Origin of the sequence: Mycolicibacterium holsaticum DSM 44478 = JCM 12374 (genome assembly GCF_019645835.1) — a bacterium.
Lineage (GTDB): Bacteria > Actinomycetota > Actinomycetes > Mycobacteriales > Mycobacteriaceae > Mycobacterium > Mycobacterium holsaticum.
Genome location: NZ_CP080998.1, coordinates 5,443,234 through 5,466,397, shown reverse-complemented (window position 1 = coordinate 5,466,397; position 23,164 = coordinate 5,443,234). Strand labels below are relative to the sequence as shown.

The window sequence follows — 23,164 nt, the reverse complement described above, 5'->3', positions numbered from 1 at the left end:
AGGTTATAACAAGGGAGTGAGCGATGCCGCTGCAGGATTCCATGCAGTTGATCTCTGTCGATGACCATCTCATCGAGCATCCCCGGGTGTGGGCCGACCGGTTGCCGGCCAAGTACCAGGACCTGGGTCCCCGCATCGTCGAGGTGCCCAGGGCCAAGGGTGGTCCGCCCAGCCAGGTCTGGCAGTACCAGGGCAAGACCTATCCGCAGATCGGGCTCAACGCCGTGGCCGGCAAGAAACCCGAGGAGTACGGCATCGACCCGTCGCGCTTCGACGAGATGCTGCCCGGCTGCTACGACCCGGTGCAGCGGTTGGCCGACATGGATCTCGACGGGGTGGAGGCCGCACTGTGTTTCCCGTCCTTCCCCCGGTTCGCGGGCACCGTCTTTCTCGAAGGCGACGACCGCGACGTCGCGCTGGCCAGCGTGACGGCGTTCAACGACTTCATTCTCGACGAGTGGTGCGCCGCCGCGCCGCACCGCTACATCCCACTGGTCATCCTGCCGCTGTGGGATGTCGAGTTGTGCGTGGCCGAAGTGCACCGCACCTTCGCCAAGGGCGCCAGGACGCTCGCCTTCCCGGAGAACCCGTCGCCGTTGGGTCTGCCGTCGATCCACACCGACCACTGGGATCCGCTGTTCAGCGTCGCCGAGGAGTACGACCTGCCGCTCTCGCTGCACTTCGGCACCTCGGGGCAGTCGCCCAAGCCGTCGCCGGACGGGCCGATGGCGGTCAGCATCACGCTGTTCGGCTGCAACTCCATGTACGCCCTGGGTGATCTGCTGTTCTCGCCGGTGTTTCACCGCCACCCCAAGCTCAAGGTGGCGCTGTCGGAGGGCGGCATCGGATGGGTGCCCTACATGCTGGAGCGGGCCGACTACGTGTGGGAGCGGCACCGCTTCTACCAGAACGTCAACCAGGACCGGCGGCCCTCGGAGCTGTACTTCGAACACATCTACTCGTGCTTCATCGAAGACCGCCACGGCCTGCGCAACCGCGACGAGGTCGGCATCGACAACATCCTCTGGGAGTGCGACTATCCGCACTCCGACTCGAACTGGCCCAACAGCCGCAAGGTCGCCGACGAGGTGTTCGCCGAGATCCCCGACGAGGACGTCCACAAGATCGTCGAACTCAACGCACGCGCGCTGTTCAACTTCCCCCGCATCGAGAAATGACCCCGGGCCCGGTGTCGCCCGTTCCGCCCGAAGGGATGCTCGGGGCATCGGACTGGGACGACGAGGATCTGCTCACCGTCATCGAGGCGTCGCAACGGCTCGCCGACGAGATCAAGGCGTGCCGTGCGCGCATTCGGCAGGCCGAGCAGGCGCTGGCCGAGGGAACGTCTCCCGCGTCGGTCGACGAAGGCGCCCTGGATCGGGAACGTCGGCGCCTACAGGAACTGATGGGCGCGGTGGAACGCATCAGGGCCGCGCATGCGAACGCCCCGCGGTGACATGGCCGTCGTCGCCGTGGTCTTCGACATGGGGGGCGTGCTCACCGTCGACCCGTTCGACGCGTGCCGCGGCTACGCGCGCAAACTGGGCTTGCCGACAGACGCGTTCGTCGAGCAACTGCGCGGCCCGGCCTTCGCCGAGGTGGAGACCGGGGTGCGCACCGTGCGCGATTTCCTGAAGTTCGCCTGCCGCGACGTGGCCGAGCGGTTCGACGCGGAGGTGGACATCCGGCGGCTGGCGGACTGTCTGGCCGCGGGGCAGCGGGTGCGTCCCGAGATGGTCTCGCTGATCGTCGACCTGACCGACTGCGGCGTACCGGTCGGTCTGCTGACCAACAACGCCAAGGAAGCCAGGTCGTGGTGGAACAGCGGGGTACTGCCGATCGACCGGTTCACCGCCGTCGTGGACTCCTCGGACGTCGGGTTGCGCAAACCCGATCCGCGGATCTACACCCTGACCGCCGAGCGGATGGGGCATCGTCCCGATGAGCTGCTGTACTTCGACGACATGGCGGAAAACGTCGCGGGAGCCCAAACGGCCGGGCTGACCGGCGAGGTGTTCACCGGTCCCGACGAGTGCCGCCTGCTGTGCGCGTCGCACGGCTTGCTCGCCGGGCGGGACGCCTAACCGATCGAACCGGCCGGACGGGACCGAAGGGAACGTTAGGCTAATCCAGACGTTCCCCGTCGGTTTTTAGAAGCCGTGGGAGGCGGTGATCTGCGTTGGCGATCACTTTGTCCACGTTTGTGTTCCGACCGTACGCCAGAATCCTATAACCAGGTTATAGTTAAGCTTCCCTCGACGATCGTGAAGGTGAGATGGCAGGACGGGTTCTAGTCACCGGCGGCACCGGGGCGGCGGGCGCGGCCACCGTGAAATGGCTCAAGCGGATGGGGGCCGACGTCGTCGTGCTGGCGCGGCGCCTCCCGGCGGTGCCGATTGCGGATGTCACGTACGTCGCCGCCGACATCCAGGATGCCGACGGGGTGTCGCGGGCGGTGGCGGGCTGCGACGGGATCGCCCACTTCGCGTGGACGATGTCGGCCATGCAGAGCGCCGAGGTCGCCGAGGGCATCGACATCGGGGGTACCACCAACCTGCTGCGCGCCATGGCCGAGCACGACTGCCGCCGAATGGTGTTCGCCTCCTCGATCACTGTCTACGGCGGGCACGCCGATCACCCCCAGCCCTACACCGAAGACGAGACGCCCCGGCCCGCGCCGTCGTTCCACTACGAACGCAACAAGGTCCGCGCCGAGAAGATGATCGCCGAATCCGGCGTGGAAGCGGTCAACGTCCGTCCCACCGTCATCGTCGGGCGATCCGCGTGGAGCGCGCCGGCCAACATCTTCCGCCAGCCGGTCGTGGTAACCCCGGGGAGCGACGCCCGGATGCAGTTGGTGCACGTCGACGACGTCGGACGGTTTTGCGCCAAGGCTGCGCTGGGTGGACCCACCGGCACCGTCAACCTCAACGCCGATGACGCGCTGACGTTCACCGAGATGGCCCACGTCATCGGTCGGCCGGTGCTGAACTCCGGCGAGCGGTTCGCCCGCATGATGGCCGGTCTGATCGGCAACGCCGATCGATTCGAATCGGTGCCCGACCTGATCGAACTTTTCCTCAACTATCCACTCGGTGACACCCGAAGGCTGCGTGAGGAGTTCGGGTTCCGCTGCGCGTACAGCTCGGCCGACGCGGTGGCCGACATGACCGACTGGTCGTCGAGCATGTGGACCGTGGGGACGCGGTCCATCCGAAAGCCAGTCCGCCTCGCCGCACCGGCCGTCTTTCCGCGCGAAACCTGCGGTCCGGACGGCCGCGCGACGCGGATCGTGCCGCCGGAGTACACCGGTGAATTCGACAGCGTGACTTGCGATCCCGATCTTCCGGAGTGGAGCGCAGCGAACCTGTCTGAAGCCTTCCCGGGTCCCATGACGCCGTTCTCGCTCGGGCTGGCCAACCGCATCATGTTCAGCGGTGCCGGCATGCTCGATCACCTGTTCCCGCTGGAGCCAGAACTCTTCGCGACGGTGCGCAGCAAGCAGGTGGGCACCATCGGACACCGGCTCTACAACAACATGACGGCGATGAAAAAGCTGGCCAACGCCATCCCCGGTCAGACACCCGAAGGTTTCGAACACCAGATGAACGGGACGCCGCTGCCGGAGGGCTACCGACCCCCGCCCTTCTCACGGGCCGATCTGGTCGCCGGTGCCAAAGCGGCGCTCAAGGGCGGGCCCCAGATCGCCGGGCTCGGACACGAACTGGCCGCAATGGAACGGCGATCCCGACGGTTGACCGACAGCCGGCCCGACCTGTGTGGCATCAGCGACGAACAGCTGCTGAGCCGGATCGAGTTGGTCTGCGACCTGGTGGTGCGCGCATGGGACATCAACAACATGAACACCTTCATGGTGAGCCTGCCGATGAACCTGATCTCACAGCGCTACGGGGATCGAGCCGCGATGAACGTGCGGGCGGGAACGCAGAACCTGCGCAGCGCGGCGCTGTTGCGCGGAGTGCGCGAACTCGCCGACGTCCTCGCGGGCGACGACGGGCTCCGCCGGTTGATCCAGGACAGCCCGCGCGAGGTGGTGCTGGACAAACTGCGCAGCGACGCGCCCACGTTCGCCGCGAAGTTCGACCGGATGGTCGCCGAATGCGGGCACCGCGGCCCCGGGGAAACCGAACTCAGTAACCCCGTTTACGCCGATGCTCCCGAGCTTCTGCTGCGCTCGGTGCTGGGCAGCGGACGCGCCGAACCGCCCGCCCCGGCCGCGTCGGCGAGGTCGCCCCTGGCCCGTGCCCTGACCAAGGTCGCGGTGAGCGCGATCGAGCGACGTGAGCGTGGCCGCGACCTGTGCATGCGGATCACCTACGAACTGCGCCTGGCGCTGCGGGAGTGGGGCAGGCGGTTGGCCGAGCGTAAAACGCTGGCCTCCGCTGACGATGTGCACTACCTGTCGGTCGACGAGATCTACTGTCCGCCAGCCGATACCCGAGAGCTCGTCACACGCAGGCGCGCCGAGCGGACCCGGTTGGCGGCGCTGGATTTCCCGGTCCACTTCACCCAACCGTGGACCCCGGATGACGTCACCGCGGTAAGCCGGGACGAGGTGCTGACCGGGCAGGCGGTATCGCCGGGCACCGCCCGTGGGCTCGTACGGATCCTGGGTCATCCCGACGACGACTTCGAACCCGGTGAGGTGCTGGTCGCCAACGTCACCGACACCGGTTGGACCCCGTTCTTCGGCTGCGCGGCGGCGATCGTGACGAACGTCGGCGGTCCGATGTCGCACGCGGCGATCGTCGCCAGGGAGTTCGGCATCCCGGCGGTGGTGAACACCAAGACGGCCACCCAGCAGCTCAAGAACGGTGAGCTCGTCGAAGTCGACGGCACCGCAGGCACCGTACGCATCATCGGCGCGGAACCCCGCACGGAATGAGAGGTCAGAACACCATGGCAGTCAAGGGCGACTACCAGCATCAGACATTGGTCGGTACCTACGAGCCGACGGCGGCCGACGGCGCTCCGACCCGCACGTACTTCGGATTGTCGCTGTCGAGCACCTGGTTCTACCTCAACTTCCGTGACGAAGACGGTAAGTTGCACTTCGCCTACCGGTCCACCCTTGGTCTCGAGGGGTCACTGCACTTCACCTGCAACGAGTCTCGCGGCGGCGCCCTGCGTAAGGTCGACATGCCCGAGGGCCGGGAGTTCTTCCGGGGCCCGGTCGTCACGACCGTTACCGAGGACACCTACCGGGTGGCCAGCAAGCCGGCCGAGTCGGGGTACGCCACCGGCCAGCCGTTCGAATTCACCCGTACCGGCACCGGGGTGCGCTACCACGAAGGCGATGAACTCCGATTCGACGGTCGGCGCATCGGCCCTGGCATGCAGGTGTATGTCCCCAGCGGTGAGACGCCGCTGCTCTACACCTCGCTTCAGCATCGGGTGTCCGGTTCGGCGTTCGGCAAGCCCGCCGAGGGCTTCCTGTGGCTGGACCAGTGCTACCTGCCGCCGGGGGTCACCTGGCGCAACAGCGACTTCTTCAAGGGCATCGAGCTCGCCTGGACGCCGTTCGGCACCGAGTACGCCGACGGGTCCGTCGAGATGGGTCACATCTGTTATGGCGCAGAGGGATTCAACTTCGCCATGATCGCAACGGGCGACGGTGAGGTGCTGCACTGCACATCGAATGTGGGCGCCCGCGACATCAAGTACAAGCCCGACACCTTCCCAGAGCGGATGTACTACGAAGTCGACGGTGTGGACTGGGAGTGGTCGGCCGTCGACGACGGCGCGCTGCCCGATCAGGCCTCCGGCCTCGACTTCTATCGCTCCTCGGAGGGCTATCTGCGGCGGGCGGGCGAGACCCGCACCCCCGTGGTGTACCACTCGTACAACGAGTTCTTCCCGCACGCGATCAAGACCTGGGAGTCGACGGGACGGATCGCCGGGCAGTGACCGAAGCCAACAATCCGCCGGCGGCCGCCGGGACACGGCTGCGGCCCGCCCCCACCCCCGACGAGACGGAGTTCTGGCAATCCGGAGCCGACGGTCAACTGCGCCTGCAGCGCTGTAACGCCTGCACGCGCTGGCAGCATCCACCGAACCCCGTTTGTCACCAATGTCTTTCGCGCGACCTGAGCTTTGCTCCTGTCAGCGGCAACGGCACGGTGTACTCCGCCACGGTCAACCACCAACCGTGGTTGCCGCATCTGAGCGAGCCCTACGCCGTGATCGTCGTCGAACTCGACGAACAACACGGGCTACGGTTTTTGAGTCGGATGGTGGACACCGCCGACGCCGCGATCGGGATGCGGGTGCGGGTCGTCTTCGAACCGCTGGGCGACGGCCTGTTCGCGCCGCTGTTCACCGCGGCGAAGGGCCAACCATGACCGGCCGTCCCGAACGGCAGGCGGTGATCCGGGGCTTCGGATCCTCGCAGGTGGGCCGGCGGTTACCCGCCAGCGAAATGGCACTGACTGTCGACGCGTGCCTGGCCGCCTTGGCCGACGCGGGCGTGGACCGCAGTGAGATCGACGGCCTGGCAACATTTCCCGGCGGCGGATTCGACACGCCCGGCCTCGCCGGGCCCGGCGCCGACGATGTGCACGCCGCGCTGGGACTTCGCACCAACTGGAAATACGGTGGCCCCGAAGGAGGTCAGCTCGGCGGCTTCTTCTCGGCGTGTCTGGCCGTGGCGACCGGGTTGGCACGCCATGTCCTGGTGTACCGCACCGTCGGCGAGTCCTCGGCTCAGGGCGCGGCCGGCCGCGCCGCGACGCTGTCGGCCGGCGCCGACACCGCGGTGTCGGGCTTTCGTCGCTGGCTCGCGCCGTTCGACGCGCATTCACCGGCGAACTGGATCGCGCTGTTCGCGCAGCGGCACATGCACGAGTTCGGCACCACCCGTGAGCACCTGGGCACGATCGCGGTCAACAACCGGCGCAATGCCGGCCGCAATCCCGACGCGGTGTATCGCGACCCGCTCACCTTCGACGACTACTTCGCGGCCAGGATGATCACCACACCGTTCGGGTTGTACGACTGCGACGTGCCCTGTGACGGGTCGGTGGCGTTCGTGGTCTCGCACGTGGACACCGCCGGTGACGGGCCGCATCCGGCGATCGGCATCGAAGCGTTCGGCTGGGCGATGCGCCACCGCCCGCTGTGGGACCAGTGGGACGACATGACCGAGATGGCGGCCTGGGACGCGGCCGCGCATCTGTGGGAACGCAGCGACCTGACCCCCGGCGACGTCGACCAGGTCCAGCTGTACGACGGGTTCTCGTTTCTGCCGCTGGTCTGGTTGGAGGCGTTGGGATTCTGCGGCAAGGGCGAGTCGGGTCCGTTCCTGGACGCCGGTGCGCAGATCGCGCTCGACGGCCCCCTGCCGCTCAACAGCGGCGGTGGGCAACTGTCGGCCGGTCGACTGCACGGCAGCGGGTTGTTGTACGAGGCGTGTGTTCAGCTGGCCGGCCGGGGCGGGGACCGTCAGGCGGGACGCCCCAACACGGTGGCCGTCGGGGTCGGTGGCGGACCGACGGCCGGCGCGGTCCTGTTGGTGCGCCGATGAGCGCCCATGTGGAGGTGGCGTTGATACGTCACGGATTACCCAACCGGGTCGAGGGGGTGGCCAAGCCCGACCCCGGTCTCACCGCGGACGGGCTCGACCAGGCGGCGGCCGTTGCCGACGCGTTGACGCTGCTGCCGGTCCGCACCGTCGCCAGCAGCGGGCTGCGCCGCGCCCTTCAGACGGCCGCGCCCACCGCCGAAAACCTCGGGCTCACCGTGGATATCGACGACGACCTCGCCGAGTTCACCATGGGTGAGGATTACTACATCCCGATCGAGGACATGATCGTCGAGCAGGATCCTCGACTGGACCGCTGGCGGGCGGCTGCGGCCGATCCCGGCATGGCGGAGGCCTTCACGGAATTCCGGCAGCGGGTCACCGCGGCGGTCGACCGGGTTGCCGACGCGACCCGCACCGGCAGCGCCGCGGTGTTCTGTCACGGCGGCGTGATCGCGGCCTGTATCGAAAAGGCGCTCTCCGGGGTGCGTCTGCCCACCACCGAACCCGAGTACGGATCGATCACCCGCGTGACGATTTCGGCGACCGGTGACTGGAACCTCCGTTCACTGAACGAAATCCACCACATCGAGCGGTTCAGCGCACGGCGAAGGGAACGCAATGAGCTTTCGCGATGACGGCAAGGTGTACCTCGAAGTCGGCGTCAACGAGGTGGTCAGCAAGGACGACAACCCCAACGTGCCCTACGGCGCGCAGGAAACCGCCCGTGACGTCGTCGAGTGCATTCAGCACGGCGCGACCGTGGTGCATTTCCACGCCCGCTACGACGACGGCACCCAGGCCTGGGTGGACGACGAGGTCTCGCGCACCGTGCTGTCGACCGCGGCGGGTGCGGTCGACCCGCTGGCCTATCCCAGCTACCACGGCAGCCTCGAACACATCTGGGCGCTGGCGAAGCAACCACCGCAAGGCACCAGGCTGCTGCTCACCCCGTTCGACCCGGTCCAGCACATCAAGCGGGTGCTGTGGCTGGAGGAGGAGAACCGGTTCGGCGTCATCAGTTTCGGGCCCGACGATCCCAACAACGCCAACCCGCCGTATCCGCCCGAACTGGACCGGTTCGCCGACCTCGGGCTGGTGCCCAACATCGCGGTGTTCAACGCCGCCGATATGCGCTGGGTGACGCTGGCCGCGCGCATCGGCGTTCTGCGCCAGCCGCTGAACATCAAGCTGTTCTTCTCCGACCGGTGGGTGTCCAACAACGATCCGGACCCCGACGTCATCGACTTTCTGCTGTCGCGCATTCCCGCAGGCATCGACCACGAGACCGTCGTGGTGCCCTACGCCATGAGCTCGGCGCAGCGCTGCGAACAGCTGTGGGAACGCGCACTGGACCGCGGCCTGGGCATCCGCGTCGGCGTCGGCGACTGTCCGTGGGCGTTTCCCGCCGCTACCAACGCCGAAATGGTGGACCGTGCCGTCGATCTGATCACCCGCAAGGGTCTGGAACCCGCCACGCAAGCCGATCTTCGAAAGCGGGTCGGCGCCCCCGCGGCGACCGGGGTCAGCTCGTGAAGGTCACCGTCGACCCGGAGCGCTGCATGGGCCACGGGCAGTGCTACGCGCACGCCCCCGAGATCTATGAGCCCGACGCGGACGGCTATTGCGTTGTCATCAAACCCGATGTCGACGGCGACGACCTGACCCAAGCCCGCATAGGCGCGCAGGCCTGCCCGGAATCGGCCATCACCGTCAGTGAGGAACAGGATGTCTGAGCAGAACCCAGGATCCCCAGTGCAATTCGATCCGTTCACCCCGGTGCCCGATCCGTACACCCCGCTGCGCGAGGCCGCCGCGCGCTGCCCGGTCATTCCCGCGCCCGGCGGTGCGGTCGTCGTCACCGGCAACGCCAACGTCGCCGCGGTGTTCAAGGATTCGCAGGCGTTCCGCAACGAACTGCGTCCGCGCGAACCCGGCACCCAGCCGAGCCTGGTGCACCTTGACGGTGACGAGCACACCCGCATGCGCAAACTCGTGGTCAAGGCGTTCACGCCAAAGGCCGTGAAAAAGTTGGAGGCCCCGACCTACGCCATCGGGCACGAGTTGGTCGACCGGTTCATCACCCGGGCGACCGCCGACATGTGCACCGAGTTCGCGTTCCTGTTGCCCGCCATGGTGATCGCCGAACTGGTCGGGATACCAGAAGGGGATCGTTCCCAGTTCGTGGAGTGGGCCGACGACGCGATCACCGCGGCGGCACCGGGTTCCAGCGGCTATGCCGACTCCGACCCTCAACTGCGTAGGTACGTGCTGAGCATCATCGACGAGCGCAGGCGAGCCCCGGGTGAGGACCTGCTCAGCCACCTCATCGACGTGCACGACGGCGAAGACCGGCTCAGCACGGACGAACTGGTCGCCCTCGTACGCATGCTGATCCTCGCCGGCACCGACACCACCGCCAACCTGATCGGATCGATGCTGCATCAGCTGCTTTCGGTGCCGGCACGCTGGCGGCGGGTGCGAGCCGACCGCACGCTGATCGCCAACGTCGTCGAGGAGACGCTGCGTTTCGACCCGCCGCTGTACTGGGTGCCGCGCAAGGCCGCCACCGACGTCGAGGTGGCCGGGGTGACCATCCCGGCAGGCGCGTTGGTGTGCAACGCGGTGGCACACGCCAACCGCGATCTCGACGGGCTCGACCGGCCCTACGACTGGGACATGGACCGCCCCGCCGCCCGCAACCGCACCCATCAGACGTTCGGGTTCGGCGAGCACTTCTGCATCGGATCGTCGCTGGCGCGGCTGGAAGCCACCGTTGCGCTGGAGGTGCTGCTGGACCGGCTGCCCGACCTGGCGCTCGCCGACGACTACAGCTACGAGCCGCACGGGCCGCTGATGATGCGCGGTGTGAAGAGCATGCCCGTCATGTTTTCGCCGGGAACACCGCGATGACGGCGCTGGACACCGTCGGCACCAGGCTGCTCGTCGACGGCGCGCTGATCACCGACGCCGCGCAGATGTGCGACGTCGTCGACCCGTCCACCGGGCAGGTGGTGCGCACCGTCCCGCAGGGCGGCCCGGCCGAACTCGACGCGGCGCTGTCGGGTGCGCGACGGGCCTTCGACGACGGCCAGTGGGCCGAGCAGCCCGCCGATCACCGCGCCAAAGTTCTGCTGCGGCTGGCCGATCTGATCGATGAGCACAGTGCCGACTTCACCCGCTTCGTGGAAACCGAGGTGGGCACCTGCCGCAGGGTGGCCGGTCCGGGGCAGGTACGCCGTCCGATGGATCACTACCGGGACATGGTGGCGAGGGCGACGTCCGAACTCGGGCGCCCCCTCCCGCACCTGCCCGGCCCGCCCGCCACCGGTCAGCGGATCCTTCGCGAACCGTGGGGCGTCGTCGCCGCGATCACCCCCTGGAACGCGCCGCATCTGCTCAACCTGTGGAAGGTGGCGCCGGCACTGGCCACCGGAAACACCATGGTGCTCAAGCCCGCACCGGAAGCACCGAGCTGCGCGCTGCTGCTGGGCGAGCTCGCCGCCGAAGCCGGTGTGCCCCCTGGCGTGCTCAACGTGGTGACCGGCGGTGCCGACGTCGGTGAGGCGATGGTCGCCGACCCCCGGGTCGACATGGTGGCGTTCACCGGCTCGTCGGCCGTCGGCCGCGCGATCGCCCAGTCCGCCGGTGCGACGCTCAAACACGTGCTGCTCGAGCTCGGCGGCAAGTCGGCGCTGCTGGCCCTGCCCGACGCCGACGTCGCATCGCTGGTGACCGCGGTGCTGCGGTTTGTCACCCTCGCCGGTCAGGGTTGCGGGCTGTTGACGCGCGTGCTGGTGCCCGACGCTCTGCAGGACAGCGTCGTCGACGCACTCGTCGGAGCGCTGCGGCACGTTCGGGTCGGACCCGCCAACGACCCGGAAACCTCGATGGGACCGGTCATCTCGGCCTCAGCCCGAGATCGGATCGAGGCGACCGTGTCCGAAGCCGTCGCGGCCGGAGCCCGGATCGCTTGCGGCGGGGGACGCCCGAGCGGCGTTCCCGAGGGCGGATTCTATTTGGAGCCAACGGTTCTGACCGGCGTGACCAACGACATGGCGGTGGCCCGCGAGGAAATCTTCGGCCCTGTCGTGGTGGTGATCCGCTATAGCGGGGATCCCGACGAGGGTGTCCGGATCGCCAACGACAGCCCGTACGGACTGGTCGGCGCGGTATGGACGGCCGACACCGCGCTCGGGCTGCGCCTTGCGCGCCGCATCCGGGCGGGCCAGGTCCGCGTCAACGCCACCACCTCGGGCAACGAGGCACCGTTCGGCGGCTACAAGCAGTCCGGTGTCGGCCGCGAAGTCGGCCAGGAGGGTCTGCTCGAATACACCACCGTCAAGTACGTCGCCTGGCAACTACCTTCTGCCGAAACCTAACTCAACAGGAGCGCAGCATGACAGCAGCACCCCCGGTCGGAGATCTCGACTTCGCCACCTCCGTCAGGTGTTATGAGCCCAACCTGGCCATGCACCTGCCCACCGCGCGGCCCCTCGGGCTCACCGAGGAGTCGACCTACCTGTACGGCGGGTGGCGCGACGAGTCGGGGGCGTTGCACATCGTCGAGCGGAAGTTCTGCGGGCCGATGACGGCCGGGCTGTGGATGATGACCAACCGGTCGGGCAAGGTCCAGCTGGCTCCGGAATCGTTGCAGACGGTTCGCGGTGAGGTGAAGCGCGAGTACACCGACACCGAACACCTTTTGCACGGTTCGCTTCTCGGCAAGGCCGGCGGCGCACCCGAGGAAGGGCTGGAGTACCGGCTCACCCCGGGCGCGATGCACTGGCGGGAGGGCACGATCCTGCAGCTGGACGGGGCACTGGTCGGCCCGGGCATTCAAATCGCCTCGCTGGACCACGACGAGCCGTTCTTCTACACCAGCGAGCTCTACAAGGTCACCGGGGACGTGCTCGGCGAAAAGGTGCAGGGTTTCGTGTTTCTCGACCACGGCTACTGGCCGCACGGCCAGGACTGGAAGGAATACCGCATCTTCAACGGCACCCAGCTGTCCTGGTCGGCGTTCGCGACCGAGTTCGCCGACGGCCACGTCGAGTGGGGTCAGGTCGCCATCGGCCGGCAGAAGTTCAACTTCGTCGCCGTGGCCGACGAGACCGGCCCGATCGTCATGGATGTGGACACCGCGGGCGGTGTGGATCCCGACCCCGACGACTGGGCGCAACGGATCGGCTACCGCGCCCACGACGGCCGCACCTGGGTGTTCGAACTGGAACCCGGCGGGCAGATGTCTCAGTTCTCGGCGGCCCGCTGGGGCGGCTACCGCGCCCAGGCGGGACGGATCTCGCTTCACGGTGACGACCGCGACGTCAAGGTCGCCTTCTCCTGGGGAGAGTCGTTCATGGACCGGTTCCGCGACGAGCGCATCGAATCGGTCGACCAGCTGCTGGCGCGCGCACCGGCCGACGGACACGCTCATGGGTGACTGCCGGATTGAGCCCTGACGACACCGTCAGCGGCTCATGCCGAACCGGTTGATCGTCGCCGCCAACGCCCGTGGCGCCCATCGGCGCGCTCGCCACGCGACTGCACTTGACGCGTCGGGAAACACCATCACGCCGGCACGGCGCCTCTGCAGAGACTGTTCGAGCGCGTCGACCACCCGTTCCGGCCTGATGAACGGCACCAATCTCTGCATGCTGTCGTGCCGGCCCTCACCCACGATGTTGTTGAGCATGGGTGTCCTGACCGCCATCGGGCAAACACAGCGCACGGTGATACCGGATCCGCGGAGTTCCATCGCCAATGTCTCGGCGAAACCCACCACGGCGAACTTCGTCGCGGTGTAGGCACCCATCTCAGGCATCGGCATCCAGCCGGCCAACGAGGCGATCAACGCGAGATCGCCCCGGCCGGCATCGCGCATGCCGGGCAGTAGCGCCTGCACCCAGTGCACAGTGCCCAGATAGTTGACGGCCATGGTCTCTGCGAACGTCGTGGCCGGCAGCTCATCGATGCGTCCTGCGACGGCGATCCCGGCAGCATTGACCAACCGGTGAACATCACCGAGTTGGTGGCGCACCTTCTCGGCAGTGGTTTGTACCAGCCGGATGTCTGTGACATCACACGGGAAGCCCACGGCCCCAGTCGTTTCAGCGACGCTGTCGAGTGCATCACCGGGCAGGTCCACTGCGGCAACCGTCCACCCGGTGGCGGCTAACCTGGCAGCCGCGACACGGCCGATACCGCTGGCCGCGCCGGTGACGAGGGCGACCCGCGCGGTCATCGCGGCTGTCCGGCTTCGCGAGAGATGTGCACGGTCCTGCCTTCCGCCGACGAATTCCATAAAACTATAACCTGGTTAGTACATTCGGCCGGTATTCGGCGTCTCCCGGGGCTAGGGTGCGTTGTCGAGCGCCAGCGCGACGAAGTTGCGCAGGGCCGCGTCGAGGCGGCCGGGGCTCATCGGAGACGCGCCGTCCAGCGCACCGGCGTGCTGGCTGTACAGCGCGTGGATGAGCACGCCGCCGCCGATCGACTCGAGAACGGCCACCGGGTCGGCTGTCTCACGAAGGTCCCCCCTGCGGGCCGCTTCGTCGAGGGCGGCGATGTTGACGACGAAGTTGGGGTCCACCACCCGGCTACGGAAGGCCGCGTAGAGTTCGGGAAACTGTTTGGCCTCCAAATGGATTCGCAGGCTCGCGATCCCGTCGGCGGAGGTGAAGTACGTGTAGATGTCACGGGCGTAGGTCATGAGCTGATCGCGGATCGGACCGTCGCCCGTGACGGTCGGCAATACGGCGTCGGCCAACGCGTCGATGAGCAGTGCCTCGCGATCAGAAAAGCGCCGGTAGAGCACATCTCGGCTGACCCGGGCGGCCTTGGCGACGCGGTCGAAATGAAATCCCACCCAACCGAATTCGGCGTAGACATTGCGCGCGGCCAACAGCACGCGGGCGTCGATCTCGGGGTCACGAGGGCGGCCGCCCCCCGGCCGGCGCTTACGCGGCGCCGACGGCGGGCTGTCGCCGTCGGCGGCGGAGCGGCGCCGCCTGCGGGTACCTGGCGCGTCGGTCACGACCCTCCTGTCGAAACGGTCCGATGGTGCGGCGATCCGGAGAAATACTAGCCCCGCCACTATTGCCAACACATTGTGTCGGTAATAAGGTTACGTGGTCTGCATCACTACGCACCGCGTGGACCGCCGTGTTGCAGACGCGAATTTCGTTATGCGACAAGCTGTTGCGCCACGAGGAGCAAACACATGGCATCAGACATCGGATCGTTCCGTCATCGGGCGCTGACCGCGCCCTATACCCCCGACATCAGCGTGCACCACCCCTTCAACACCCCGTTCGGGTTGACCGAGCAGGTGGTGTACTTCTACGGAGGCTGGCGCGAAGCCGACGGCACCCTGCACGTCTTCGAGCGGAAGTTCATCGGCCCGATGACGGCGGGGCTGTGGTTGATGAACGCCCGTGGCGGGTCGGTGAGCATCGAACCGGACTCGGCGAAGACGGTTCGCGGCGAGGTCAAGCGCGAGTACGGCGACGACCGGGTCCTATTGCACGGCGCGATGATGGAGAAGGTCGGGGACTCCGGTGGCGCGTTCCGCTTCGAGGCCACCCCCGGAGCCTTCGAGTGGCGTGAGGGCGATCTGCTGTCCCTGGACGGCTCCCTGGTGGGACCCGGCGTGCAGATCTACGCGCCGGATGAGGACGAGCCGATCCTCTACATCAGCGAGCTCTACAAGGTCCGGGGCACCGTGCTCGGCGACGGTGTCGAGGGTTTCGTGTTCTGGGACCACGCCTACTGGCCGTCCGGCTACGACTGGAAGGAGTTCCGGGTGTTCAAGGATCTCCAACTGGGCTGGGAGGCGTTCGCCAACGAATACGACGACGGCACCATCGAGTGGGGCCACCTGTGCATCGGCCGGGACGGCTTCAACTTCACCGGTGTGAACGACCAGAACGGTCCGCTGGTGATGGACAGCGGCGTCACCGGCGGCATCGACCTCGGCGATGACGATTGGGCACAGCGCGCACTGTGGAAGGCATCCTCGGGCGAGGAGTGGACCTTCGAACTCGAAGACGGGGGCAAGCTCTCGGAGTTCACGGCGGCCCGGTGGGGTGGATATCGGGCGCAGGCCGGCCACACCCGGCGCGCGGGTGAGGATCGCGAGGTCAAACTCGGCTTCAGCTGGCTGGAGACCTTCGGCGACCGGATCAGGGAGAGCAAGATCCCGGACGTCGACGACGCCGCGAACCGCTGAGCGGAAGTTCTGCACGTGACATCGGGCGGCGCGGTGCTGGTCACCGGAGGAACCGGGGCATTCGGGGTGGCCACCACCAAGTGGCTCGTCCGCGCCGGACACGACGTCGTGCTGTTCGCCCGCCACGAGCCGCGCGCCCTCCCCAAGGGTGCGCGGTTCGTGCAGGGCGACATCGGCGACGTGGAATCGGTTCGTCGCGCGATGGACGGCTGCGCCACCGTGGTGCATCTGGCCTGGGCGTTGAGCGGATCGGTCACCCACGAACAGGCCGAGCCGATCAACCTCGGCGGCACCCGCAACGTACTGACCGCGATGGACCAGACCGGTTGCGCCCGAATGGTGTTCGCATCATCGGTAACCGCGTACGGTGCACACCCCGATCACCCGCAGCCGTGGCAGGAACACGAAGAACTCAACCCGGCCCACGGTCTGGTGTACGAATGGCACAAGGCTCAGGCCGAGCGGATGATCGTCGAATCCGGGGTGCAGGCACTGCGGGTGCGTCCGACGGTGGTGGTGGGCCGCGCCGCCCACAACGCGCCGGCGAACGTGTACCGGCAACCGGCGGTCCCCGGCCTCGGCGGGCGCGCGAAGATCCAGATGGTGCACCAGGACGACGTGGGCCGCTTCTTCGCCCACGCCTGTGACAGCCCGGTGGTGGGCGCGGTGAACCTCGCGGCCGACGACCAACTGAGCTGGCCACAGGTGGCGCGCCTGGCGCGGCGTCCGTGTGCGCCGACACCGCCGCGGCTGCTGGTGCCGACGGTTCGGGCGTTGAGCCGGGCGGTTCCCGCGGCTCGTTCGGCCCCCGAACTGTTCGACCTGTTCCTGCACTGGCCGATTGCCGACACCACACGGTTGAAGCAGGACTTCGGGTTCGAGCTCGCCTACACCTCGGCCGAGGCGATCGCAGACCAAGGCAGGCACGCCACCAGCCACCTGGTGCTCGGGATGAAGGAACTTCGCAGGCCGACCAAGCTGGACCGGGCCCGACCGCACCCGGCCGCACAGGCCGGCGTCGACGGCAGCTCACTTCAGGTGCTTTCCGGGGCGGCCTCCGGCGAATTCGACACGCCCCGTGCCGATCCCACCTATCCGGAGTGGACCTGCGCCAATCTCGAGGAGGCGTTTCCCGGGCCGATGACCCCGCTGTCGCTGGAGCTGACCCGTGACGCGCTGTTCACCGGCGCCGACCAGGTCGCGCTGCTGCTTCCGCTCGACGAGCGGATCCGCGACAACGTGCGGCGCAGGCAGCTCGCGATCTTCGGGCACCGGTTCTATCAGAACGTCAGTGTGCTCAGGGAAATGGCTTCCGGGACACCGGGGCAGACGCCCGAGGACTTCGAGCACCAGATCAACGGTCGACCGTATCCGCCGGACTTCGTGCGGCCGCGACCGGCACTGCGAGATCTGCCCCGCTTCGGGAGGTTCGCCGCGGTGGCGGGTCCACGGCTGGCCGGAATCCGCGCGGCGGCGGCCGCCGTCGAACAGCGCGCCGAGGAGGTGTCCCACACTGCGGCAGCCGATCTCACCGATGCCCGGTTACGCGCGCGTATCGAGTCACTGTGGGAGGACTGCGTCGAGGGCTGGAAGGTCGGGTTGCTCTGCACTTTCCTGGTCAGCGTGCCCAGTTCCGTGCTCGAGCGGCGTTACGGAACGGCTGCTCTGCAACCGTCTGCCGGCGACCACGAGGTGCTGGCCAGCTCGCGGCTGCTGCGCGGCGTGCGGGAACTGGCCGCGCTCGCCTACCGACGACCCGAGGCCGCCGCCGTGCTTGCCGCCCGTATCGACGAAAACAGTTGGGCCGAACTACAGCGCAGGGACCCTGATTTCGCGCGACGGGTGAGTGCGCTACTCACCGCTGCGGGGCACCGCGGCCCTGGCGAGACCGAACTGGCCAACTGTGTCTACGCGGACGCACCGCACCTGTTGTTGCGGGCAGTGTCCGGTGCGATCGGGGTGACCGCGGAGCCGCCCGAGAGCCAGCGGCTGGATTTCGTCGGCAGGCAGCTCGAAAAGGCGAGCCGGTCGATGATTTCGCGGCGCGAACGTTGCCGCGACGCGGTGATGCGGCTGACCCATCAGTTGCGGTTGGCGCTACGTGAATGGGGTGCCCGGCTCGCCGGGTCCGGACGCCTGTCGGAGGTTGGTGACGTCTTCTACCTCAGGCGCGACGAACTGTTCGTCTCCAGCGGCCTGGAGTTGGCGCCGATCATCGCGCGGCGACGCGCCGAACGTGAGCGTCTGGCGAACATCGAAGTGCCCCTGCGGTTCTCCCAGCCCATGACCGCCGCCGAGGTGGTCGGCCGCGAGCCGGTCGAGCAGACGATCGTCGGCGTACCCGCGGTCGCCGGGGTGGTGCGCGGTCGGGTGCGCGTGTTGCGGTCTCCCGACGATGACATGGCGCCCGGCGACGTTCTGGTGGCCAGGGCGACCGACACGGGCTGGACGCCGTTTTTCGCCAGCGCCGCCGCGGTGGTCACCGACATCGGCGGCATGATGTCCCACGCGGCGATCGTGGCAAGGGAATTCGGTATCCCGGCCGTGGTGGGAACCGAATACGCCTCCCGTGTGCTCGACGACGGAGCGCTGGTGGAGGTAGACGGCGACGCGGGCACCGTCACCGTGCTCGAGCCGTCAGCGCAGAGCGCTGCGCAACCTGTCGACCTGGTCGGTGGTGATACCGATGGCTTCCAGGTAGCTGGACACTGACCCGTACCGCTCGTCGATCGTCTTCAGCGCGGCGTGCAGGTAGACGTCACGGACCCCGAGTACCTCTTCGGCGAGTCGCGCCTCAGCGAACGTCTCGATCTCCCGCGTGTTTTCGTCGCCGCGTTTGCGCAGTGACTCCAGGATGCGCTCGCGCAGCTGCGGCACAGCCTGATTGCTGCGCAGATAGTCGGCCATCACCGCGTCACGGTCCACCCCGATGGCCTCCAGCGTCACCGCGACGGTGAACCCGGTGCGGTCCTTGCCGGCAAAGCAGTGCGCGAGCACGGGTCGGCCGTCGGCGAGCAACGAGATCACCCGCCGCACCGCGGATTGCGCCCCTGTCAACGCGGGATACTTCGCGTACTCGTCGGTCATGTAGCGGGCAGCCACGACCGCGACGTCCTCGTCCCCGGCGCCCTTGCTCAGGGCCTGTTCGAAGGCCTGCTCGTGGGGCGCCTGCTCGCCGAGTTCACGAAACGGCAACCGGTGAACCGCTACGGCGTCGGGCACCCGACCGGCGCCGAGCCGTTCGACCTCGCGGTCTGAGCGCAGATCAGCCACATCGGAGATACCCAACGCGACCAGCCGACGTCGTCCGTCTTCGGACAGACTGCTCAACTCGCTGGACCGGAACAGCCGGCCCGGCCGCACCTCGGTGATCGCCGCGACGTCACGAAAGTTCCACGCCCCGCCCAGCTCTCCGACCTCGACGGCCACTAGGACGTCACCGCCGCAGCGAAAGGACTCTTCTCGCGACCGATTTCGGCCCTGGCGATGGTGCGCATGTGCACCTCGTCGGGGCCGTCGAACAGCCGCATCGCCCGGTGCCAGCCGTACATCCGGGCGAGCGGAACGTCGTCGCTGACCCCGGCCCCGCCGTGCACCTGAATGGCGCGGTCGATGACGTCGCACGCGACCTGCGGAGCCACCGCCTTGATCTGGGCCACCTGCACCTGGGCGTCCTTGCTCTTGTTGCCGTGTTGGTCGATGGTCCATGCCGCCTTTTCGCACATCAGCCGGGCTTGGTCGATCTGGTTGCGCGACTTGGCGATCGCCTCGCGCACCACGCCCTGTTCGGCGAGCGGTTTGCCGAACGCCACGCGGGTCTTGACCCGGTCGACCATCAGCGCCAACGCCCGCTCGGCCGCACCGAGCGCTCGCATGCAGTGGTGGATGCGGCCCGGGCCGAGCCGGGCCTGGGCGATCGCAAACCCGCTGCCCTCCTCGTGAAGCAGGTTCTCGACGGGCACCCGGACGTTGTCGAACACGATCTCGCAGTGTCCGTGCTGGTCTTGCCAGCCGAACACCGGCAGCGAGCGCTGGATGTCGACGCCTGGGGTATCAGTGGGCACCAGGATCATCGACTGCTGCTGATGGCTGGCCGCATCGGGATTGGTGCGGCCCATCACGATCATGATCTTGCAGCGCGGATCGGCGGCCCCGGTGATCCACCACTTGCGTCCGTTGATGACGTAGTCGGAACCGTCGCGCAGCATGGTCGTCTCGATATTGCGGGCGTCGCTGGATGCCACCGCCGGCTCCGTCATCGCGAACGCGCTGCGGATCTCACCGGCCAGCAGGGGTTCGAGCCACTGCTGGCGCTGCTTTTCGTTGGCGAACAGGTGCAGCGTCTCCATGTTGCCGGTGTCGGGCGCGGCGCAGTTCACCACCTCGGGGGCGATCTCGACGCTCCACCCCGTCAGCTCGGCCAGCGGCGCGTACTCGAGGTTGGTGAGCCCGGACACCGAAGGCAGAAACAGGTTCCACAGCGCCTGCTTCTTGGCCAGCGCCTTGAGCTCCTCGACGACGGGCGGAACGGTGTGGTCCTTGGGACCGGCCTCTTCGCGATAGCGGTGGTAGGCCTCCTCGGCGGGAAAGACGTGTTCGGTCATGAAAGCGGTCAGGCGCTGGTGGTAATCCTGCGCCTTGGCCGACATCGCGAAGTCCATACCGCCACGATATGACACCTCTTAAATGGGCTTATGTCGCGTCGGGCTTTGTTCGGACTCCCATTTCGCCTCGAGCGAACGGGTGACCCGTGCGTCGGCGCCGTATTCGACCTGAAACGTCGCGCCGTCGTCGGTCTGGTACGCCACCACGACGACGTCCTCGCGATCGTCCTTGTGGACCACCTGGTGCGGCGCCGGCTCGTCGCCGCCCCGCGCGACCAGCACGATGTCACCGGGCGAGACGTCGGAAATGCGGTCGTTCTCTGAGATATTGGCCATCTTTCCGACGTTAGCAACTCGTCGACTCGCCCGCCGCCGGCAAGAGCCGCGCCGAAATCGACTGAACCGGAACTAATTTCACCGGGCGGGTGTGGCCACAATCACGTTCGTAAGGCTTGTCTTTAGTCGACCGAACGAACAGAATCGGATAGGTAATCTGGACTTATTCCAAACTAGACAAGGATGGTGTGCAAGCCCATGGCATTGCTGACGATCGGTGACCAGTTCCCCCGCTACGACATGGCGGCGGTTATCGGCGGCGATCTCTCGGAGGTCGATGCCAAGAAGCCCGACGACTACTTCACCCGTGTGACCAGTGACGATCATGAAGGCAAGTGGCGGATCGTCTTCTTCTGGCCCAAGGACTTCACCTTCGTGTGCCCGACGGAAATCGCGGCGTTCGGCAAGCTCAACGAGGACTTCGAGGACCGCGACGCGAAGGTGATCGGGGTCTCGGTCGACAACGAGTTCGTGCACTTCCAGTGGCGAGCCCAGCACGAGGACCTCAAGACGCTGCCGTTCCCGATGGCCTCCGACCTCAAGCGCGAGCTTTCGCTGGCCACCGGCGTGCTCAACGCCGACGGCGTCGCGGACCGGGCGACCTTCATCGTCGACCCCAACAACGAGGTCCAGTTCGTGTCGGTGACCGCCGGCTCGGTGGGCCGCAACGTCGACGAGGTGCTGCGGGTGCTCGACGCCCTGCAGTCCGACGAGCTGTGCGCCTGCAACTGGAAGAAGGGTGACCCGACCATCAAGCCCGAAGAGCTTCTCGCCGAGGCGGTGTAACCGTGAGCATCGACAACATCAAGGAAGCGCTTCCGGAGTACGCCAAGGACCTCAAGCTCAACCTCGGCAGCATCGTCAAGACCACCGAGCTGTCCGAACAGCAGCTCTGGGGTGCACTGGTGGCGACCGCGGCGGCGACCAAGTCCGAGCGGCTGCTGCGCGAGGTCGCCGAGGACGCACTGGGCATCCTCAGCGAGCAGGCCTACAACGCCGCCCTCGGCGCGGCCGCCATCATGGGGATGAACAACGTGTTCTACCGCACCAAGAGCCAGCTCGGCGGCGCCTACGACGACCTGCGGGCCGGCCTGCGGATGAACATCATCGGCAACCCCGGCGTCGGCAAGGAGGATTTCGAGCTGTGGTCGTTGGCGGTCTCGGCCATCAACGGCTGCGGGCACTGCCTGGCCGCGCATGAGAAGACGCTGCGCGACGGGGACGTGTCGCGCACGGCGATCTTCGAGGCGATCCGGCTGGCGTCGATCGTCTCCGGCGTCGCACAGGCGCTGCAGACCGCCGACGTGCTGGCCGCCGTCTAGCCCGAAACCGAACCGAACGAGAAAGCGGGGCACCCTGGTGGGTGCCCCGCTTTTCGGTTCTGAGCTCAGGGGGTGTAGCCGGGCTGGACGTGCATCAGGTGGTCGATGCGGTGGCCGTAGGTCCCGGTGGCCGAAGGGGCCGTGTGGTTCGGCGTCGCGACGATGCCCGGCCGCGGGGTGTGATCCTGCGAGTAGGTGCCGGCGTTGGCGGCGCCGGCGAAGCCCAGGACGCCGGCCAGGAGCCCGGCAGAGACGACCGGAAGTGCGACGAAGCGGGCTACCCGGCGAGTGGTGTTGGTGGTCATTTCGAATCTCCTGTGTTCGTTGGCTTTTGGTCTGGCTGCCGGCTGTTCCGGCGATGACTCAAGGGTGCTCTGCGGGCAACGCGTTGTATGTCGGGCGACCGGAGGATGCGCCGGATGAACCCGCTGTCCCCCAATCGGGGGAACAGCGCCGGCCGATATGCCAAGCTTCGTGCATGGCTTCGGGGGTGCCTGGCGAGAAGGTGCAGGTGATCGTGGGTGACGACCACCCGATGTTCCGTGAGGGTGTGGTCCGCGCGCTGCTGTCGAGTGGGTCGATCGACGTGGTCGCCGAGGCGGACGACGGCGTGACAGCGCTGGAGGCCATCCGCACCCACCAGCCCCAGGTCGCCCTGCTGGACTACCGCATGCCGGGTATGGACGGCGCCGAGGTCGCGGCCGCGGTGCAGCGCGACGCGTTGCCCACGCGGGTGCTGCTGGTGTCGGCCCACGACGAATCGGCGATCGTCTACCAGGCGCTGCAGAACGGTGCGGCGGGGTTCCTGTCCAAGGAGTCGACCCGCTCCGAGCTGGTCAACGCCGTATTGGACTGCGCAAAGGGCCGCGACGTGGTGACACCCGCGCTGGCGGCCGGATTGGCCGGCGAGATCCGCAAGCGCGGTGAACACGACGCGCCGGTGCTCAGCCCCCGCGAGCGTGAGGTGCTCAACCTCATCGCGGCGGGACGGAGCATTCCCACGATGGCCAAGGAGTTGTTCTTGGCGCCGTCGACGGTCAAGACCCATGTGCAACGCCTCTACGAGAAGCTCGACGTGAACGACCGGGCCGCCGCCGTCGCCGAGGCGATGCGGCGCAAGTTGCTGGACTGA

General features: G+C 67.6%; 24 protein-coding genes. 18 read left to right on the top strand and 6 right to left on the bottom strand.

Annotated elements, in window-relative coordinates; translation table 11 throughout:
- The first annotated feature begins 23 nt into the window (after nucleotides 1-23).
- From K3U96_RS26075 to K3U96_RS26015, 13 genes are all read left to right on the top strand, one after another.
- Entirely contained in the window at nucleotides 24-1,178 is a 1,155-nt protein-coding gene (locus K3U96_RS26075; RefSeq protein WP_069405657.1) for an amidohydrolase family protein, read from the top strand.
- Entirely contained in the window at nucleotides 1,175-1,456 is a 282-nt protein-coding gene (locus K3U96_RS26070; RefSeq protein ID WP_220691577.1) for a hypothetical protein, read from the top strand. The genes K3U96_RS26075 and K3U96_RS26070 overlap by 4 nt, the downstream gene beginning before the upstream one ends.
- Entirely contained in the window at nucleotides 1,437-2,084 is a 648-nt protein-coding gene (locus K3U96_RS26065) for an HAD family hydrolase (protein WP_220691576.1), read from the top strand. The genes K3U96_RS26070 and K3U96_RS26065 overlap by 20 nt, the downstream gene beginning before the upstream one ends.
- Nucleotides 2,085-2,275: 191 nt before the next feature.
- Nucleotides 2,276-4,906 carry an NAD-dependent epimerase/dehydratase family protein gene (locus tag K3U96_RS26060; protein WP_220691575.1) on the top strand — a complete coding sequence of 877 codons (2,631 nt, stop codon included), beginning with the start codon at nucleotides 2,276-2,278 and terminating at the stop codon, nucleotides 4,904-4,906.
- Nucleotides 4,907-4,920: 14 nt separating this feature from the next.
- The gene (locus K3U96_RS26055) at nucleotides 4,921-5,928 is read left to right on the top strand and encodes a hypothetical protein (protein WP_220691574.1); all 1,008 of its coding nucleotides are present in this window, start codon (nucleotides 4,921-4,923) and stop codon (nucleotides 5,926-5,928) included.
- Nucleotides 5,925-6,362, top strand: a complete 438-nt coding sequence (locus tag K3U96_RS26050) for a Zn-ribbon domain-containing OB-fold protein (protein ID WP_230982297.1) — start codon at nucleotides 5,925-5,927, stop codon at nucleotides 6,360-6,362. The genes K3U96_RS26055 and K3U96_RS26050 overlap by 4 nt, the downstream gene beginning before the upstream one ends.
- Nucleotides 6,359-7,543, top strand: a complete 1,185-nt coding sequence (locus K3U96_RS26045; RefSeq protein ID WP_220691573.1) for a thiolase family protein — start codon at nucleotides 6,359-6,361, stop codon at nucleotides 7,541-7,543. The genes K3U96_RS26050 and K3U96_RS26045 overlap by 4 nt, the downstream gene beginning before the upstream one ends.
- Nucleotides 7,540-8,178 (top strand): histidine phosphatase family protein, encoded by a 639-nt coding sequence (locus K3U96_RS26040; protein WP_084223228.1) that lies wholly within the window; start codon nucleotides 7,540-7,542, stop codon nucleotides 8,176-8,178. The genes K3U96_RS26045 and K3U96_RS26040 overlap by 4 nt, the downstream gene beginning before the upstream one ends.
- Complete coding sequence (locus tag K3U96_RS26035) at nucleotides 8,162-9,076, top strand: 3-keto-5-aminohexanoate cleavage protein (RefSeq protein WP_069405663.1); 915 nt, start codon at nucleotides 8,162-8,164, stop codon at nucleotides 9,074-9,076. Before K3U96_RS26040 ends, K3U96_RS26035 begins: the two co-directional genes overlap by 17 nt.
- Nucleotides 9,073-9,276 (top strand): ferredoxin, encoded by a 204-nt coding sequence (locus K3U96_RS26030; protein ID WP_230982296.1) that lies wholly within the window; start codon nucleotides 9,073-9,075, stop codon nucleotides 9,274-9,276. The genes K3U96_RS26035 and K3U96_RS26030 overlap by 4 nt, the downstream gene beginning before the upstream one ends.
- 19 nt (nucleotides 9,277-9,295) lie before the next feature.
- Nucleotides 9,296-10,453, top strand: coding sequence for a cytochrome P450 (locus tag K3U96_RS26025; protein WP_220691572.1), 1,158 nt, complete (start codon nucleotides 9,296-9,298; stop codon nucleotides 10,451-10,453).
- Nucleotides 10,450-11,922 (top strand): aldehyde dehydrogenase family protein, encoded by a 1,473-nt coding sequence (locus K3U96_RS26020; RefSeq protein WP_220691571.1) that lies wholly within the window; start codon nucleotides 10,450-10,452, stop codon nucleotides 11,920-11,922. The genes K3U96_RS26025 and K3U96_RS26020 overlap by 4 nt, the downstream gene beginning before the upstream one ends.
- 17 nt (nucleotides 11,923-11,939) lie before the next feature.
- On the top strand, nucleotides 11,940-12,983 hold the full coding sequence (locus K3U96_RS26015) for a hypothetical protein (protein ID WP_220691570.1): 1,044 nt from the start codon (nucleotides 11,940-11,942) through the stop codon (nucleotides 12,981-12,983).
- A 27-nt stretch (nucleotides 12,984-13,010) separates the two neighbouring features.
- On the opposite strand, the gene K3U96_RS26010 is transcribed toward K3U96_RS26015, so the two are convergent.
- On the bottom strand, nucleotides 13,011-13,784 hold the full coding sequence (locus K3U96_RS26010) for an SDR family NAD(P)-dependent oxidoreductase (RefSeq protein WP_220691569.1): 774 nt from the start codon (nucleotides 13,782-13,784) through the stop codon (nucleotides 13,011-13,013).
- A 111-nt stretch (nucleotides 13,785-13,895) separates the two neighbouring features.
- Nucleotides 13,896-14,576 (bottom strand): TetR/AcrR family transcriptional regulator, encoded by a 681-nt coding sequence (locus K3U96_RS26005; protein ID WP_220691568.1) that lies wholly within the window; start codon nucleotides 14,574-14,576, stop codon nucleotides 13,896-13,898.
- A gap of 186 nt (nucleotides 14,577-14,762) precedes the next feature.
- Here K3U96_RS26005 and K3U96_RS26000 point away from each other — a divergent pair, with 186 nt between their 5' ends.
- Nucleotides 14,763-15,770 (top strand): hypothetical protein, encoded by a 1,008-nt coding sequence (locus K3U96_RS26000; protein ID WP_220691567.1) that lies wholly within the window; start codon nucleotides 14,763-14,765, stop codon nucleotides 15,768-15,770.
- 15 nt (nucleotides 15,771-15,785) lie between these two features.
- Nucleotides 15,786-18,482 carry a PEP-utilizing enzyme gene (locus tag K3U96_RS25995; protein ID WP_220691566.1) on the top strand — a complete coding sequence of 899 codons (2,697 nt, stop codon included), beginning with the start codon at nucleotides 15,786-15,788 and terminating at the stop codon, nucleotides 18,480-18,482.
- Here the strand turns inward: K3U96_RS25995 and K3U96_RS25990 are convergent.
- From K3U96_RS25990 to K3U96_RS25980, 3 genes are read right to left on the bottom strand one after another with little or no spacing between them, the layout of a single operon-like run.
- The gene (locus K3U96_RS25990; protein WP_220691565.1) at nucleotides 18,408-19,199 is read right to left on the bottom strand and encodes a tyrosine-protein phosphatase; all 792 of its coding nucleotides are present in this window, start codon (nucleotides 19,197-19,199) and stop codon (nucleotides 18,408-18,410) included. The genes K3U96_RS25995 and K3U96_RS25990 overlap by 75 nt on opposite strands.
- Nucleotides 19,199-20,431 carry an acyl-CoA dehydrogenase family protein gene (locus K3U96_RS25985; RefSeq protein ID WP_220691564.1) on the bottom strand — a complete coding sequence of 411 codons (1,233 nt, stop codon included), beginning with the start codon at nucleotides 20,429-20,431 and terminating at the stop codon, nucleotides 19,199-19,201. Before K3U96_RS25985 ends, K3U96_RS25990 begins: the two co-directional genes overlap by 1 nt.
- Nucleotides 20,432-20,452: 21 nt before the next feature.
- The gene (locus K3U96_RS25980; RefSeq protein ID WP_220691563.1) at nucleotides 20,453-20,710 is read right to left on the bottom strand and encodes a hypothetical protein; all 258 of its coding nucleotides are present in this window, start codon (nucleotides 20,708-20,710) and stop codon (nucleotides 20,453-20,455) included.
- A gap of 198 nt (nucleotides 20,711-20,908) precedes the next feature.
- Between K3U96_RS25980 and K3U96_RS25975 the strand changes: the two genes are divergently transcribed.
- Together K3U96_RS25975 and ahpD are read left to right on the top strand one after the other, a co-directional pair.
- Entirely contained in the window at nucleotides 20,909-21,496 is a 588-nt protein-coding gene (locus K3U96_RS25975; RefSeq protein ID WP_069405677.1) for a peroxiredoxin, read from the top strand.
- Nucleotides 21,497-21,498: 2 nt separating this feature from the next.
- The gene (gene ahpD / locus K3U96_RS25970) at nucleotides 21,499-22,032 is read left to right on the top strand and encodes an alkyl hydroperoxide reductase AhpD (RefSeq protein ID WP_220691562.1); all 534 of its coding nucleotides are present in this window, start codon (nucleotides 21,499-21,501) and stop codon (nucleotides 22,030-22,032) included.
- A gap of 65 nt (nucleotides 22,033-22,097) precedes the next feature.
- Here ahpD and K3U96_RS25965 read toward each other — a convergent pair whose 3' ends face one another.
- The gene (locus tag K3U96_RS25965) at nucleotides 22,098-22,337 is read right to left on the bottom strand and encodes a hypothetical protein (RefSeq protein WP_069405673.1); all 240 of its coding nucleotides are present in this window, start codon (nucleotides 22,335-22,337) and stop codon (nucleotides 22,098-22,100) included.
- A 173-nt stretch (nucleotides 22,338-22,510) separates the two neighbouring features.
- On the opposite strand from K3U96_RS25965, the gene K3U96_RS25960 reads away from it, so the two are divergent.
- Nucleotides 22,511-23,164 carry a response regulator gene (locus tag K3U96_RS25960; protein WP_220691561.1) on the top strand — a complete coding sequence of 218 codons (654 nt, stop codon included), beginning with the start codon at nucleotides 22,511-22,513 and terminating at the stop codon, nucleotides 23,162-23,164.

Excerpts from the sequence above, each read along its gene's own strand:
- K3U96_RS26075 (WP_069405657.1), top strand. The coding sequence starts at position 24 with ATGCCGCTGCAGGATTCCATGCAGTTGATCTCTGTCGATGACCATCTC.
- K3U96_RS26045 (WP_220691573.1), top strand. The coding sequence starts at position 6,359 with ATGACCGGCCGTCCCGAACGGCAGGCGGTGATCCGGGGCTTCGGATCC.
- K3U96_RS26035 (WP_069405663.1), top strand. The coding sequence starts at position 8,162 with ATGAGCTTTCGCGATGACGGCAAGGTGTACCTCGAAGTCGGCGTCAAC.
- K3U96_RS26060 (WP_220691575.1), top strand. The coding sequence starts at position 2,276 with ATGGCAGGACGGGTTCTAGTCACCGGCGGCACCGGGGCGGCGGGCGCG.
- K3U96_RS26055 (WP_220691574.1), top strand. The coding sequence starts at position 4,921 with ATGGCAGTCAAGGGCGACTACCAGCATCAGACATTGGTCGGTACCTAC.
- K3U96_RS26015 (WP_220691570.1), top strand. The coding sequence starts at position 11,940 with ATGACAGCAGCACCCCCGGTCGGAGATCTCGACTTCGCCACCTCCGTC.
- K3U96_RS25975 (WP_069405677.1), top strand. The coding sequence starts at position 20,909 with ATGGCATTGCTGACGATCGGTGACCAGTTCCCCCGCTACGACATGGCG.
- K3U96_RS25980 (WP_220691563.1), bottom strand. The coding sequence starts at position 20,710 with ATGGCCAATATCTCAGAGAACGACCGCATTTCCGACGTCTCGCCCGGT.
- K3U96_RS26000 (WP_220691567.1), top strand. The coding sequence starts at position 14,763 with ATGGCATCAGACATCGGATCGTTCCGTCATCGGGCGCTGACCGCGCCC.
- K3U96_RS26070 (WP_220691577.1), top strand. The coding sequence starts at position 1,175 with ATGACCCCGGGCCCGGTGTCGCCCGTTCCGCCCGAAGGGATGCTCGGG.
- K3U96_RS26010 (WP_220691569.1), bottom strand. The coding sequence starts at position 13,784 with ATGACCGCGCGGGTCGCCCTCGTCACCGGCGCGGCCAGCGGTATCGGC.
- K3U96_RS26020 (WP_220691571.1), top strand. The coding sequence starts at position 10,450 with ATGACGGCGCTGGACACCGTCGGCACCAGGCTGCTCGTCGACGGCGCG.
- K3U96_RS26065 (WP_220691576.1), top strand. The coding sequence starts at position 1,437 with ATGCGAACGCCCCGCGGTGACATGGCCGTCGTCGCCGTGGTCTTCGAC.
- K3U96_RS25965 (WP_069405673.1), bottom strand. The coding sequence starts at position 22,337 with ATGACCACCAACACCACTCGCCGGGTAGCCCGCTTCGTCGCACTTCCG.
- K3U96_RS25960 (WP_220691561.1), top strand. The coding sequence starts at position 22,511 with ATGGCTTCGGGGGTGCCTGGCGAGAAGGTGCAGGTGATCGTGGGTGAC.
- K3U96_RS26040 (WP_084223228.1), top strand. The coding sequence starts at position 7,540 with ATGAGCGCCCATGTGGAGGTGGCGTTGATACGTCACGGATTACCCAAC.
- K3U96_RS25985 (WP_220691564.1), bottom strand. The coding sequence starts at position 20,431 with ATGGACTTCGCGATGTCGGCCAAGGCGCAGGATTACCACCAGCGCCTG.